The sequence below is a fragment of the Paenibacillus sp. 3LSP genome, from assembly GCF_032465655.1.
Taxonomy (GTDB): Bacteria; Bacillota; Bacilli; order Paenibacillales; family Paenibacillaceae; genus Fontibacillus; species Fontibacillus barengoltzii.
Genome location: NZ_JAWDJI010000166.1, coordinates 62,259 through 77,038, shown reverse-complemented (window position 1 = coordinate 77,038; position 14,780 = coordinate 62,259). Strand labels below are relative to the sequence as shown.

General features: G+C 47.6%; 14 protein-coding genes. 12 read left to right on the top strand and 2 right to left on the bottom strand.

Annotation, left to right across the window (positions count from 1 at the left end):
* Positions 1–52 precede the first annotated feature (52 nt).
* The 7 genes from RW092_RS13795 (at position 53) to RW092_RS13765 (ending at position 7,614) form a co-directional block, all read left to right on the top strand.
* The gene (locus RW092_RS13795; RefSeq protein WP_016313907.1) at positions 53–922 is read left to right on the top strand and encodes a carbohydrate ABC transporter permease; all 870 of its coding nucleotides are present in this window, start codon (positions 53–55) and stop codon (positions 920–922) included.
* 11 nt (positions 923–933) lie between these two features.
* A complete protein-coding gene (locus RW092_RS13790) occupies positions 934–1,788 on the top strand; it encodes a carbohydrate ABC transporter permease (protein WP_051416888.1) in 855 nt (284 codons plus the stop codon).
* Between the two features lie 32 nt (positions 1,789–1,820).
* Positions 1,821–3,305, top strand: a complete 1,485-nt coding sequence (locus RW092_RS13785; RefSeq protein ID WP_316010473.1) for an alpha-N-arabinofuranosidase — start codon at positions 1,821–1,823, stop codon at positions 3,303–3,305.
* Between the two features lie 66 nt (positions 3,306–3,371).
* Positions 3,372–4,013, top strand: a complete 642-nt coding sequence (locus tag RW092_RS13780) for a polysaccharide deacetylase family protein (protein ID WP_016313904.1) — start codon at positions 3,372–3,374, stop codon at positions 4,011–4,013.
* Positions 4,014–4,393: 380 nt separating this feature from the next.
* Positions 4,394–5,749 carry an ABC transporter substrate-binding protein gene (locus RW092_RS13775; protein WP_009224909.1) on the top strand — a complete coding sequence of 452 codons (1,356 nt, stop codon included), beginning with the start codon at positions 4,394–4,396 and terminating at the stop codon, positions 5,747–5,749.
* Between the two features lie 232 nt (positions 5,750–5,981).
* Positions 5,982–6,740 (top strand): carbohydrate ABC transporter permease, encoded by a 759-nt coding sequence (locus RW092_RS13770; RefSeq protein ID WP_232228318.1) that lies wholly within the window; start codon positions 5,982–5,984, stop codon positions 6,738–6,740.
* 16 nt (positions 6,741–6,756) lie between these two features.
* Positions 6,757–7,614 carry a carbohydrate ABC transporter permease gene (locus RW092_RS13765; protein WP_316010472.1) on the top strand — a complete coding sequence of 286 codons (858 nt, stop codon included), beginning with the start codon at positions 6,757–6,759 and terminating at the stop codon, positions 7,612–7,614.
* Here RW092_RS13765 and RW092_RS13760 read toward each other — a convergent pair.
* Positions 7,604–8,422: a helix-turn-helix transcriptional regulator gene (locus RW092_RS13760; protein ID WP_016313900.1), complete on the bottom strand. Its 819-nt coding sequence runs from the start codon at positions 8,420–8,422 to the stop codon at positions 7,604–7,606. The two genes, RW092_RS13765 and RW092_RS13760, sit on opposite strands and share 11 nt — an antisense overlap.
* 250 nt (positions 8,423–8,672) lie before the next feature.
* Here RW092_RS13760 and RW092_RS13755 point away from each other — a divergent pair, with 250 nt between their 5' ends.
* A complete protein-coding gene (locus RW092_RS13755) occupies positions 8,673–9,236 on the top strand; it encodes a tyrosine-type recombinase/integrase (protein WP_009224905.1) in 564 nt (187 codons plus the stop codon).
* Positions 9,237–9,330: 94 nt separating this feature from the next.
* On the opposite strand, the gene RW092_RS13750 is transcribed toward RW092_RS13755, so the two are convergent.
* A complete protein-coding gene (locus RW092_RS13750; RefSeq protein ID WP_016313898.1) occupies positions 9,331–10,017 on the bottom strand; it encodes a universal stress protein in 687 nt (228 codons plus the stop codon).
* Between the two features lie 128 nt (positions 10,018–10,145).
* Between RW092_RS13750 and RW092_RS13745 the strand changes: the two genes are divergently transcribed.
* Genes RW092_RS13745 through RW092_RS13730 form a run of 4 tightly spaced genes read left to right on the top strand, consistent with a single transcriptional unit; the run spans position 10,146 to position 14,775 of the window.
* Positions 10,146–12,557 (top strand): Na+/H+ antiporter subunit A, encoded by a 2,412-nt coding sequence (locus tag RW092_RS13745; protein WP_036699853.1) that lies wholly within the window; start codon positions 10,146–10,148, stop codon positions 12,555–12,557.
* Positions 12,544–12,966 carry a Na(+)/H(+) antiporter subunit B gene (locus RW092_RS13740; protein ID WP_016313896.1) on the top strand — a complete coding sequence of 141 codons (423 nt, stop codon included), beginning with the start codon at positions 12,544–12,546 and terminating at the stop codon, positions 12,964–12,966. Before RW092_RS13745 ends, RW092_RS13740 begins: the two co-directional genes overlap by 14 nt.
* Positions 12,967–12,968: 2 nt before the next feature.
* The gene (locus RW092_RS13735; protein WP_028538600.1) at positions 12,969–13,307 is read left to right on the top strand and encodes a Na(+)/H(+) antiporter subunit C; all 339 of its coding nucleotides are present in this window, start codon (positions 12,969–12,971) and stop codon (positions 13,305–13,307) included.
* Positions 13,300–14,775, top strand: a complete 1,476-nt coding sequence (locus tag RW092_RS13730; RefSeq protein WP_316010471.1) for a Na+/H+ antiporter subunit D — start codon at positions 13,300–13,302, stop codon at positions 14,773–14,775. The genes RW092_RS13735 and RW092_RS13730 overlap by 8 nt, the downstream gene beginning before the upstream one ends.
* Positions 14,776–14,780 lie beyond the last annotated feature (5 nt).

The following is a 14,780-nucleotide window of genomic DNA, read 5'->3' as shown; positions in this document are numbered from 1 at the left end:
ACCAGATGTGGTCAGGGGGATCCCTGACCACATCTTTGAGAGGAGAACTCACATGAACACAGTTTTTTCCAATAAGAAAGCGATCGCGATATTTGTGCTTCCTACCCTTCTCATTTTTTGCGGGATCGTCTTAGTTCCGATTTTCGTATCGAGTTATTATAGCGTATTGGATTGGAATGGCGTCGGTAAGGGAACGTTTGTTGGACTAGATAATTATGTGGAGATGTTTACGGATTCCCGGGCTTTACTGTCGATCCGAAACTCCTTCCTGTTTGCGGCAGCGTCTGTTTTCATTCAATTGCCGATTTCTCTGTTGCTTGCCTTGATTTTGGCATCTTCGGTCAAAGGCGAGGGCTTTTATAGAACGGTGTACTTTATTCCGGTACTGATCTCCACCGTTGTGATCGCGCAATTATGGTCCAAAATCTACAATGCGGATTACGGCCTTTTAAATACATTGCTTGAGAATATTGGTTTGTCTGAATTAGCCCAGGACTGGCTCGGTCAGAAGAAGACCGCACTCGCGGCTTCTTTCATTCCAACCCTCTGGCAGTATGTCGGTTATCATATGCTCCTGATGTATGCCGGAGCGAAATCGATCTCGCAGGAAATCTTCGAAGCGGCGAAAATGGACGGAGCTTCCCGTATTCGGACGGCCTTCTCCATTACAATCCCGCTGATGAGGCCTATATTGAAAGTATGTCTTGTCTTCTCCATTATCGGAGCCTTCAAAGTCTTTGATCTGGTATATGTACTTACGGGCGGCGGGCCGCTGTTTGCTACTGAGGTACCAAGCACGTTGATGTACACGACTATTTTTAATACGTACAGATATGGATATGGCAGCGCGGTATCTGTCTTTATTATTCTAGAATGCTTGGTGTTTACGATTCTGATTAATAAATTCTTCAAGACCGAATAGGGGGGAGCATATTGAATACTGCAGAAGTAAGGTTGCCCAAGCGAGTCTTCTTGGGAAAATTCCTGTTGCAATTTTTTCTCATCATCGTAGCGTTCGTTCAGGTCTATCCCCTTATTTGGCTGGCGTTCTTCTCGTTGAAAGACAATAGTGAAATCTTCAGCGGCGATGTCGCGGGTTTCCCGAAGAAGCTTCTATGGAGTAACTATACCAAAGCGTTATCTGATGGTAATGTGATGAATTATTTCGGCAACAGCGTGTTGGTCACTGCGGCCTCTATCATCCTGGTGCTGATTCTCTCCTCGATGGCCGCTTACGCCATCACGAGAATGAATTGGAAGCTTAGCAACGCAACGATGACTTTAATTCTGCTTGGGATGATGGTTCCCATTCATGCGGCTTTGCTGCCGCTGTTCATGGTGTTGAAGAGCTTGCACTTGCTGAATACTTACTGGTCGCTGATTATCCCGTATGTGGCGTTTGGGATTCCCATGGCGGTGTTCATTCTGGGAAGCTTCTTCAAAGGCGTCCCTCGCGAACTCGAAGAATCTGCGGTGATGGACGGGTGCGGTGTCTACAGAACGTACTTCTCCATTATTCTTCCGTTGATTCGTCCGGCGATTGCCACCGTATCGATCTTTACCTTCCTTTCCTGCTGGAATGAACTGATGTTTGCGGTGACATTCATTAATGACACGCATTATCAAACATTAACAGTGGGAATGATGTCGATGGTCGGAACCTACATTACGCAGTGGGGCATTATTGGGGCCGGGCTTATGATCACAACCATCCCAACGGTGATCATTTATTTGCTCTTAAACAAGCAAGTACAACAGAGCATGATTGCAGGTGCAGTGAAAGGATAAGACAATTACAGGCGTGAAGGGAGAAACTTGCGATGAAGGCAACGATGACGGTAAGTGCTGACCAGACCGTTGGAACGATCAGTCGCCATATCTACGGACATTTCGCTGAGCATCTCGGCCGTTGTATATATGAAGGGATTTGGGTTGGCGAGGATTCGCCGATTCCGAATACCCGAGGCATCCGGAACGATGTGGTGGAGGCGTTACGTGGTTTGAACATCCCGGTGCTTCGCTGGCCGGGCGGCTGCTTTGCCGACGAGTACCACTGGAAGGACGGCGTCGGGCCGCGAGAGCAACGCAAGCGGATGGTGAACACCCACTGGGGCGGCGTGGTGGAGAATAACCACTTCGGCACGCATGAATTTTTTGATTTGTGTGAACTGCTTGGTGCAGAGCCTTATATTTGCGGTAATGTCGGGAGCGGCACCGTGCAAGAGATGCAAGAGTGGGTCGAGTATATGACCTTCGATGGTGAATCGCCAATGGCCAACTGGCGCCGAGAAAATGGGCGGGAGAAGCCATGGAAATTGAAGTACTTTGGCGTCGGCAACGAGAACTGGGGCTGCGGCGGCAATATGCGGGCGGAGTATTACGCTGACGAATATCGCCGGTATCAAACGTATGTCCGAAATTATGGGAAGAACCGGATCTATAAAATAGCGGGGGGCGCCAATGTCGATGACTACCATTGGACGGAAACGCTAATGCGTCTAGCTGGTCCGATGATGGATGGACTCAGCTTGCACAACTATACCGTACCGGGTGGATTTGAGGTCAAACGCCCTGCGCTGGGCTTCGATGAGGCCGAATGGTTTGAGACGATGAAGCTGGCGCTTCATATGGACGAGTTAATCAAGCGCCATTCGGCGATTATGGACCAATATGATCCGCAGAAACGAATTGGGCTGATTATTGATGAATGGGGGAATTGGTTCCAGGTTGAGCCAGGCACGAATCCCGGCTTCCTGTACCAGCAAAACTCCATGCGGGATGCGCTCGTCGCCGGCTTGCATTTTCACATCTTCCATCGTCACTGCGATCGCGTCCATATGGCGAACATTGCCCAGACCGTAAACGTCCTGCAGGCGATGATCTTAACCGAAGGCGAGAAGATGTTACTGACTCCGACCTACCATGTCTTTGAAATGTTCAAGGTCCATCAGGATGCGGAAGCCCTCGCGCTTCACCTTGAGACAGACGAGTACCGTATGGGTGAGGATACCATCCCTCAAGTTAGCGGTTCGGCCTCTAAACGGGCAGACGGCACCATCGACATCAGTCTGTGCAACGTTCACCCGCATCAGCAGGCAGATGTCACGCTGCGGTTGCGCGGATTGGGAGAGGCCAAGAAGGTCACGGGCCGCATCCTAACCCACACGGATATGAATGCCCACAATACCTTTGATCAGCCAGAGACGGTGAAGCCGCAAGATTTTGACGGGTTTACTGATGTAAATGAAGGCAGCTTGTCGGTCAAATTGCCGCCGATGTCGGTGGTGGTGTTGTCGTTTTCCTAGAGAGAAATGAGAGAGGTTAGAAGACATTAAGCGAGTTAAAACGCGGATAATCGGAGGAATACCATCATGTCCAATGGTTCGTTGGTGCATCGGGTCCCCACCCGAGAGAAGGTCGTCGCCTTTACGTTCGACGATGGGCCCCATCCCGTATTTACGAGACAAGTGCTGGATATTTTCCGGAAGGTGAATGGGAAGGCGACATTTTTCATGATTGGTCAAGAGGTGGATGCATTTGAAGAACTCGCCAAGGAAGTTCATGCCGCTGGGCATGAGATTGGGAACCACACGTATTCGCATCCTGATTTAACGCTGTTGACTCAAGGGGAAGCGCGCGGGGAAATCAAACAGGCGAGCGAGCGGATTCGACGTGTGACCGGGCGTCATCCCTCGAGTTTCAGACCACCTTATTTTGCCGTGAATGAGGATGTGTTCTCGCTTGCAGCTGAGTTCGGATACGATGTGATTGGTTGCGTCAATGGCGAGGCCAAGGACTGGGAACAGCCCCAACCCGGCGTAGAGTACATCTTGGAGCAGACGAGGGCGACTGTTGATAACGGCAGCATCTTCCTGTTCCATGACGGGTATGGCGATCGTACTCAGACAGTTGAGGCCGTTCGGGTGCTTGTTGCGGAATTGGCTGACCAGGGGTATCGGTTTGTGACAATCCGTGAGTTAATGGAGTTAGCTGGCAACAGCTTGCTAAACTAGATTTTGATAATTGAGTTGCTTCGAATAGACGTCTTCGATCAGCAGATATTGCTGAAACGGAGGCGTCTTTTTTATAAAAAACCGAAATGCTGCTATTAATGTAAAATTTTAAATATGATTATATATCAAAAATCAATAAGGATAGATCATTGTTTTCAAATAGGCAAAAGCTTTATTTTTTAAATAGCATTGGAAGCGCTATCAGTGCAAAAGAACAACCAAGCTAATGAAATGGGAGGTGTCTGCTGGGTCGGGGGCGTAGGCTAAATGTACTGGAATAAGAATAGATCAATTATCATGCAAGGGAATCCACTTAGGACTTAATGTTCATTTGTCGTTTGAAACACATATCCGTGAATCCGGCAAAGGGGGATCTGCATATGAAAAAATATTTGCTCATTTTATTCATCGTCGTCTTCATGACTGGACTCACCGCCTGCGGAGGCGGCAACAGTAATCAGGCGGGGAACACTGCTGCAGGAAGTGACACGGCTACAGGAAATGACTCTGCTGCAGGGAATGGTGCTAATTCAGAGCAAGAAATTTCAGGAGAAATTACAGTATTCGGATGGGGCGGCGGAGAGGAGCTTCAATCTCGAAAAGATGCTACGAAGGTCTTCAAGAAGCTATATCCTAAAGTGAAGGTGAATGAAGTATGGCTTCCGGCGGACAATGTTGATGTGAAGCTGGATGCAGCCCTGGCCGCAGGAAATGCCGGTGATGTGATCATGATGTCTCCAGACTGGAAGGGGCTGCGGACCAAGTGGTTTGAAGATCTGAACCCATACATTGAAAGGGATCAGCTAGATCTTGAGGCCCTGTTTACAGAAGGCGTTGACGGAGGATATGTGGATCCGGATGGAAAACGCGAAGGCATGCCGGCAACTGCTTCGGACTTTATGATTGCCTATAATAAAGAAATTTTTGACAAAGCAGGTGTTCCGTACCCGACAAACGACTGGACTTGGGATGACTTTGCGAATATCGCAAAACAGGTTTCTTCAGGTGAAGGAGCCAATCGAATTTATGGGATTGTATCTCACTGGATCTTGCAAAGCTTTGCCCCATTTGTCTACGGTGGAGCGCCGTATAATGAAGATTGGACCAAGCAGACACTGGATGATGAAAATACACTGAAGGGATACCAATTGTTTGGCGACCTCGTGAAAGCTAAAGCGATGCCGGATGATGCTGCCGCCAAGAGTATGCCGATGGATCAGATGTTCGCGGCGGGGAAAGCAGCGATGTATCCACTTGGTCTCTTTGAAGCCTCGACGATTGCTAAAAATATCGGGTCCAACTTCGAATGGGGAATCGTCATGCCGCCAAAGGATCCGTCCGGAAAAACGGTTAACATTAAATTCCAAACGGGATTTGCGATGAACAAAGACTCCAAGAATAAAGAAGCTGCATGGGCTTATATTAAAACGGTTTCCCTCAATAAAGAGGTAGGCGATCTGTACAGTAAGGTGAATCTTCCGGCACTTAAGGAGTCGGCCGATACTACATTCGCTAACTTGAAGATTGAAGGAACGGATATCTCCATGTTGGATTTTGTGACGGGGTTGCAGGATGCGATAACGTTCCCTTGGGGCGGATCCATCGCTAAAGCTGGCGATCTGTATGAGCAGGTCTGGCAGGAGGTTACGGTTCAGGGCAAATCTGCAGAGGAAGCAGCAGGAGCCTTTGCTTCACAAATCCAGGCCGCTTTTGACTCGATCCATCAAAGTAAATAATTCATAGCAAAAGAAGAATGAACTGTTGATGAAAGGGAGGATTCGTGAATCCTCCCTTCCTATAATCTCAAGCGAAGGCAGTCACGGAGGCGAAAGAATGAAGGTGCAAAAAATTAGAATCCCCAAAAGAGAGGAGAAGCACTTCTTTCTCTTCACTTCGCCATGGCTTTTGGGTTTTTTGATCTTTACCCTATATCCCATGGTTTTCTCTATTATCTTAGTGTTCACCAATATGGATATGGCCGGATCCGGCCGATTCATCGGCTTGGCCAATCTAGTCAGGGCCTTCAAGGAGGACACACTGTTTTACCGTTCATTGGTTAATACGCTTTACTTTGTGCTCGTTTCGGTTCCGCTTAGCTTGTTCGCATCTTTTGGGATTGCCCTGTTGCTCAATCAAAAGCTCAAGGGAGTGGGCTTCTTTCGAACCAGCTTCTACATTCCCTATATCACCTCTGGTGTTGCGGTGACGTTGCTCTGGGGATGGATTTTCAACTCCCAATTTGGACTTGTGAATTATTTTCTATCTCTGTTCGGCATCAATGGGCCTAGTTGGTTGAGTGATACCAGATGGGCGATGCCGGCGATTATCATTATGGGGATTTGGACGATTGGCAATTCCATTATCATTACTCTCGCAGGACTGCAGGATATACCGGAAGCCCTGTATGAAAGTGCTGAAATAGATGGGGCCAACAGTTTCGTGAAAATCACCCGGATTACTTTGCCGTTGGTAACGCCAACGCTTTATTTCAACCTGGTCATGGGGATCATCGGCGGCTTCCAAATTTTTATGCAGCCCTACATTTTGACCGAAGGCGGTCCCAGCTATGCAACCTATACGTATATGATGCATATTTACAACAGCGGCTTTAAATATTACGAGATGGGTTACGCTTCGACCTTGGCCTGGTTATTGTTTATCGTCATCATGATTATTACTCAAATCGTAAACCGGACCTCCAGACACTGGGTATATTACGATAACTAATATGAGAGGTGCAGCCATGGAGGCTTATTATAGAAGTAAAAAAACCACCGACCGGATTACCGCCGTGTTGAGTTATTTGGTGTTAACGGTCGTAGCTGTTATTTTTATCTTCCCATTTATATGGATGATTTCCACTGCTCTTAAAATTCCTTCAGAAGCTTATACCCTGCCTCCCAAAATCATTCCGAAGACGTTCACATGGAATAACTTCGTTGAAGGTTGGCAGTATGCGGATTTCACCCGGTATACATTGAACACCCTAACCGTAACGGTGCTTGCCACGCTAGGAACCGTTATTTCGGCTTCTTTGGTCGCTTATGGCTTTGCACGATTTAAATCCCGGTTTAACGGTGTACTGTTTACTGTCGTGCTTGCGACGATGATGCTCCCCAGTCAGGTGACTCTGGTTCCGACCTACCTCTTGTTTACCAAGCTGGGCTGGTTGGACACGTTAATGCCTTTGATTATTCCCTCCTTTTTTGGTGGAGGTGCGTTTAATATCTTTCTGCTGCGGCAATTCTTCAAGACGATTCCGAAAGACCTAGATGAAGCCGCATATATTGACGGCGCTAATGCTTTTCAGATCTATTACAAAATATTGCTGCCTGCTATCAAACCAGCTTTGATTACGGTGGGTCTCATGTCGGTGACCTTCCATTGGAATGACTACATGTCTCCACTGATCTATTTAAACAGTGATCATAACTTTACACTGGCAATCGGTTTGCAATTTTTCCAGAATTCCTTCGGTTCCTCACAGATTCAGATGCTGATGGCGGTATCCTTAATTACGGTCATTCCCGTACTCATTTTATTCTTTATCGGGCAAAAGTATTTTGTTCAGGGGATCACCATGACCGGCATCAAAGGTTAATTTCCAATGATTTGGTCTTATCATCATCTCTATTTATATTTGGACCGGTATTGAGCTTGGGATATTTCCTTGGCGAGGTACCGGTCATTTGCTTGAATTGTCTGCAGAAGTGCTCTACATTTCGATATCCGCACCGTTCCGCAATCTCTGCAACTGTGTAGTGACTATGTATGAGGTATTCTTTAGCTAAGCGAATGCGGCATTGAATCACATCATCCATACAAGAAAGTCCGAAGGTCTTCTTGTAGATGACTTGAAGATACCCTGGGCTGATGCTCAAAATTTCAGCCATTTCTGACACGGTCCAGGGGTGGGCAGGGTTATTATGAATGGCTGCCCGCAGCTTGATCAGGTTATAGTGCTGAGGAGCAATGTCTTCGCGGAAGTAAGACTCCAGCAATTTATTAAACAGCGTTCGGAGCAGATGATCAATGGACGATCTCCTGTAGTCTTTGTTGAATGAGTTCTCGATGACCAGCAGCTGGAACAGCTTGTGACAGTATTCAGGGTCATCTAATGGAAAGGGAATTCCAAAGGGCAAAGAGGATTCAATCACGTAAGGTTCATCGGTTTCAAAGCGGATCCAGTCATTGATATATTGTTCAGCACAAGCCCGGTAATATATTTTTTGATGCGGCTTATAAAGCACTGCACAGTGGGGCGGATATTCCTTCAAGCTTCCCTCTACCCAAAATAATGCGGGAGTTTGCGTGATGACTAATAACCAACAATCATGTCCATTCGGAATGTCAAAGACAAACTGGCTGTTATGTGTTGCATCGTACTCGACATAAAAAATGTTTGTCATCCTTTTCACCTTCGTGATTTTGTTTTTATCTATTATAAAGGGACAACTTTTGGACAACTATTGAAATATGAATAACGGTTCGTTGTCTTTTTTGAGGCCATTTCTGAAACATGGAGGGGCCTCTTTCATTTTTGTCTATACCTGTTTTAAAGGTATAGGCGGTGTGGTGAATCTTAGTCACTCATCCATTGAGATGTTACTTAATGTATGTTAGTATTAAATTATGTAACATTATGCGGAGGGATTCTCTGTGGAGTTTGTTAATCCGATTCGAGACCTTGAAACCATTCAGGCGATGAAGGAGGAGTTGCGTAAACATTCGGTTCGAGACTTATTACTGTTCGTGCTGGGGATTAATACAGGCATCAGTTTGATCGATTTGCTTAGTCTGACAGTCGAGGATGTGTGGGACGGGGAGAAGCCGAAGCAGTTCCTTTACGTGAAGAATGAACGAACAGGGGAAGACCAGGCGCATTATCTCAACTGCAATATCGGGGAAATTTTGAAGGAGTATTTGAGCATGATCGATTGGCAGCCAGGGGACTACTTATTCAAGTCCAAGAAGGATTGCCGGCCGATTACCCGCCAGCAGGCTTATCGCATTATTAATCGTTCGGCCAGAGAGGTGGGCATTTCGGAGAAGATCGGAACGCATACTTTGCGCAAGACCTTTGGTTATCATGCCTACTATAAAGGGGTGGCCATCTCGATCATTAAGTCGATCTTGCATCATCACTCTACCGCTGAAACCTTAAAGTATTTAGGGATTGATAAAAATGAAAGGTTGCCGATCAAAGTGGACGTTAATTTGTAACATTCCCGTTTGGCCATGACAAATCACAAAAAAACTCTCCACATAAAGCATGCGGAGAGTCTGTTATCCCTCATTCGTTAATATTCCCTTTTTCCTACTGTTCTTCTACGGCGACCCGATTCATCGCGGTTTGAATGTCCACATTTTTGAGTTCGTTGACGATTCCGTCTTTGACCAAGACCTGAAGCGTTTCAGCGTCCTTCATAAAGCGGAAGATGCCATTATCGAAATCCGTATTGGCTTCCTTGAAGAAAATCCCTTCATATTCGGCATCCTTGAGGTGGTTGAAGCTTAAGGTAAAATGATCGCCGTCTTTAATCAAGTAAGCACGAACTCCCTTTTCATAAATCCCTTCCTCGTCGGGAATATAACGGGCAACGGAAATCAGATGCAGGTCCACAAAGGGGATCTCCCGGATCAAGGCATTGATAATGGACCCTTTCGTCATTTGTTCCCAACGGCTCTGGGCCGTCTGTCCAAGGATGATTTGAGTAATGTTCTTCTCCCGAGCCACTTCGGCAATGACCTTATATACAGGGCGGCTTTCATTGTCCTTCATAATAAACTGTGCTGTCGGGTGGGAATTGGCATACTCTTTCCACTGTTCGATATGAAATACCTTATCTGCATCCAATTCGTCGAAGGGTTTGGGATCTACCGTCAGTATATATAGCGGGGCCTTCATCAGGTTAGCAATTTTGCAACCACGTTTGATTAGTCGTTCTCCGTTCGGCCCATAATAAACGCAAACCAGAACACTTTCATTACATGGATGATCCATTTTGTATTATTCACCTCAAAGGATAATAATAGAGCGCTGCAATAAACTACGTACGACTATAATGGATGTTTCATCCCCCGTCAAATCGTATAATCGTCAGATTGATTCTCAGGTAAGGAGGATTGCGCTTGGTTACATTCTATACCTTCATTTTTCTTCCGTTGTTAAGTGCTATACTCGTACCCTTTCTGTATAAATACTTGAATCGTCAAGTCCATACAGGATGGTTCGTGCTCATTATCCCCCTATCCATCTTCGTCTATTTATTACAATATATACCTGATGTTGCAGGCGGGAAAACCTATGTCTATACATTGCCGTGGATTCCGACGTTAGATATCCAGTTAACTTCTTATGTGGATGGACTAGGTCTCCTATTTGGGCTTCTGATTTCGGGTGTAGGGGCTCTGGTTATTCTCTATTCGGTCTTCTATATGTCCAAGGAGCGGGAGGCGCTTCATAACTTCTACATCTATTTGCTGATGTTCATGGGGGCCATGCTAGGCGTCGTATTCTCGGATCACCTGCTGGTCTTCTACGGCTTCTGGGAGTTGACCAGCGTGTCCTCGTTCTTATTGATCTCGTATTGGTTTGAGCGGCGAAGCTCCCGACAAGGCGCGTTGAAGGCGATGTTGATAACCGTGTTTGGCGGAATCGCCATGTTAGCGGGATTCATTATGTTGATTATGATGGCGGATACCTACAGCATTCGAGAATTGATTGCGAACGTGGATTTGATTCAAAATCATGTTTTGTTTATTCCGGCAATGCTGTGCGTGTTATTGGGGGCATTTACGAAATCGGCACAGTTCCCCTTTAGCATATGGCTGCCGGATGCGATGGAAGCACCCACTCCGGTCAGCAGCTATCTCCATTCCGCAACGATGGTGAAGGCAGGCATTTACTTGGTGGCGCGAATGACACCGATCTTTGGCGGCAGCTCGGTCTGGTTCTGGCTGGTCGCTGGTGTGGGGCTGATTACGCTGCTTTACGGTTCCTTAAGTGCGCTCAGACAGACCGATCTTAAAGCGCTCTTAGCTTATTCTACGATCAGTCAATTAGGATTGATCATGTGTTTGCTAGGGATCGGCTCGCTGGCAGTTTATTTTGGGCCTGGGGAGAGCGGAACGGTCTTTACGGTAGCCACCTTTGCCGCCCTATTTCATTTGTTTAACCACTCCACGTTTAAAGGCAGCTTGTTTATGGTCGTGGGCATTATTGACCATGAGACCGGTCGGCGGGATATTCGCTATTTGGGCGGCTTGCTGCAGGTGATGCCGGTGACGTTTACGATCGCCTTGGTTGGCGGTCTATCGATGGCTGGGTTACCGCCATTTAACGGCTTTTTGAGTAAGGAAATGTTCTTTGCAGCGGTCAATGAAGTTGCTGAGGCGGGAATCTTTGGGCTTAGCCATATCGGCTTATTGTTCCCGATCGTGGCTTGGGTAGCCAGCATATTCACCTTTGTGTATTGTATGATTTTTATCTTCAAAACCTTCGGCGGCAGCTTCCGTCCGGAACGATTGATGAAAGAAGTGCATGAAGCCCCTTTGGGAATGCTGATCTCACCGATCGTTTTGGGTGTGCTCGTGATTGTGATTTTCTTCTTCCCGAATGTTCTCGGAAAATATATTTTAACGCCCGCTTTGAACGCGGTATTGCCGATGATGTCTGTGACGGCCTATGATCTCAAAATCAGTGCGTGGCATGGCCTAAACCTTGAATTGCTGATGACCGTGGGCGTCATCCTCTTGGGGGTATTCCTCTTTCGGACAACGAAACGATGGATTCCGGCCCTTCGAAGCTTCCCGCAGAAGCTGACGCTAAATCACTGGTTTAATCAGGGGCTGGAAGGATCCGAGAAGTTCTCGCGATCGCTGACCGATGGATATATGACGGGTTCGCTGAGACATTATCTCATTTATATCTTTTCATTTTTTGTGATATTGCTAATGGCTTCCCTATTAGGATTCTATGGCTTGAGTCTTGATTTCTCCAAGGATGCTCCTATCGGGATCTTCGAAGCCGGACTGGTGGTGGCAATGATCATCGCGGCCTTCACCGTCTTGTTCGCCTCGAATCGTATCGTCGCAATTGTAGCTTTGGGGGCGATAGGGTATATGATTTCGATGTTCTTCGTCATCTTCAGGGCTCCTGATTTGGCATTAACGCAAATGGTGGTGGAGACGGTGACCACGGTTCTGTTCTTGCTGTGCTTCTACCATTTACCGAAGCTGAAGAAGAGCATCGAACGACTATCGTTTAAGCTGACGAATCTGATCATTTCCATGGCGATGGGATTAACGGTAAGTCTCTTGGCTTTAGCTGCGAACGGACATAAGCTGTTCGAGCCAATCACCTCGTTTTTCGAAAATGCCTATGAGCTGGCCGGGGCCAAAAATATCGTCAACGCCATCCTCGTGGATTTCCGCGGCTTTGACACCATGCTGGAGATATCCGTGCTGACGATCGCCGGGCTGGGCGTCTATCTCTTGGTTCATCAGCGTTCCAAAAGGAGGGAACCCAATGAAACCGAATGATGTGATTTTAAAAAGCGTCACCCGCGTGGCGGCCGTCATTATCTTAACCTTTTCGATTTACCTGTTCATGAACGGCCATCATCATCCGGGCGGCGGATTTATCGGCGGGCTGAGCACGGCATCGGCCATTGTTCTCCTGTACTTGTCCTATGGGATCGAGAAGGTGAGAGAGAACATCCGCATGGATTTTAAGAAGCTCGCGGCGATTGGGGTGCTGATCGCCGTGTTCACCGGCATGGCCGGGGTGATCTTCGGCGAGCCGTTTCTAACTCAAACCTTCGGCCACGTCGAATTGCCGATATTCGGGGATACTGAGCTGGCCTCCGCGCTGATTTTTGATACGGGGGTTGCCCTCGCGGTCATAGGGACGGCGGTAAATATCATTCTAAGCATAAGTGAGGATCGATAAATATGGAGACACTCATCGTCATACTCGTCGGGATACTCGTATCGATCGGCACCTATTTGATCTTATCCAAGCAATTGCTTCGCATTGTGTTGGGAACGTCGATTGTGAGCCATGCGGTAAATTTATTGCTGCTTACCTCCGGCGGGCTGAAGCGGGGGAGCGCCCCCCTGTTGGGCGAGAAGGAAGCCGGTTTTACAGATGCGATGCCTCAAGCTTTGATCTTGACGGCCATCGTCATTAACTTTGCCGTGACGGCACTGGTTTTAGTTTTATGTTATCGGGCCTATCAACATTTCGGGACAGATGACATGGAGCGATTAAGGGGACATGAGCATGAATAACTGGTTGATTGGTCCGGTGATTATTCCCCTGATCATGGGGATGCTTCTCATTGTTTTTCAAAAAAACCTCCGGCTTCAGCGGTTCCTTAGCTTGCTTGCTCTGTTGGCGACGTGTGCGGTATCCATCCTGCTCATTCACCAGATCCAGACGGGTGGGATTCAGACGCTGCAGCTCGGCGGTTGGGAAGCCCCTTACGGCATTAGCTTCGTTGGCGATATGTTTAGCGCGTTACTGCTGCTTGCCACCTCGGTGGTTTCGATCGGGTGTTTGCTGTATGCCTTCCCGTCGATCGGGCGGAAACAGGAGAAGCTCTATTTTTATCCGTTGTTTTTGTTCTTGATTGCCGGCGTGAACGGGTCTTTTCTGACAGGGGACTTATTTAATTTATATGTCTTCTTCGAAGTATTTCTGGTCGCGTCGTATGTGTTGATCACGATGGGGGGAGCACGGCGGCAGTTTCGTGAAGCGCTAAAATACATTTTCACGAACATTATCGCTTCGGCGTTCTTCCTAATGGGGGTTGCCTACTTATATTCGATGACAGGCACGTTAAACCTCGCCCACTTGTCGATCCGGATCGCTGAGGCTGGTCAGGACGGGTTGATTACCACCGTAGCCTTGCTGTTCCTGATCGTGTTCGCCTTAAAGGCTGGGTTGTTGCTCTTCTTCTGGTTGCCAGGTTCCTATAGCGTACCGCCTACCGCCATTGCGGCCATCTTTGCGGCGCTACTCACCAAGGTGGGGATTTATGCCATCTTTCGGATGTTTACGCTCATCTTCTATCATGAGCCGCAGATCACTCATTTGACCATAGGAATCTTGGCGGCGGTAACGATGATTCTTGGAGGGCTTGGGGCGGTAGGCTTCGGGGATTTGAAGCAAATCCTCACCTACAATGTGATTATCAGTGTTGGGTTTATCCTGCTTGGTCTGGTCTCGATGACAGAGGAAGGCATGATGGGCTCTATCTACTATTTGATGCACGATATTCTGATCAAGGCCTTGATCTTTCTCATCGGCGGGACGGTGGTCTATCTGACGGGGACCAGCAGGTTACAAAACATCAGTGGTCTGATTCGACTTCACCCACAATTAGGTTGGATGTTCCTGATCGCCGCATTATCGATGGTGGGCATTCCCCCGCTCAGCGGCTTCCTCGGCAAAGTGTTTACGATTCAAGGAACCTTCGATTCTGGGGATTATTGGCTAGGGGGCATCGGTCTGGCCGCCAGTATGTTGATTCTATATTCCATGATCAAATTGTTCATGAGCGTCTTCTGGGGGGAGACCATTCTGTGCGTCGATGATGAGAAGGGTACGACCAAGGGGCTTATCCTTCCGATCGCGCTGTTGACCGCTGCTAGCCTGGCTTTAGGGATTGGTGCTGAAGGGGTGGCGGGTTATGTGACCCAAGCGGCACAGGAATTGCTTGATCCAAATCGATATATCCATGCTGTGATGGATTAAAGGGG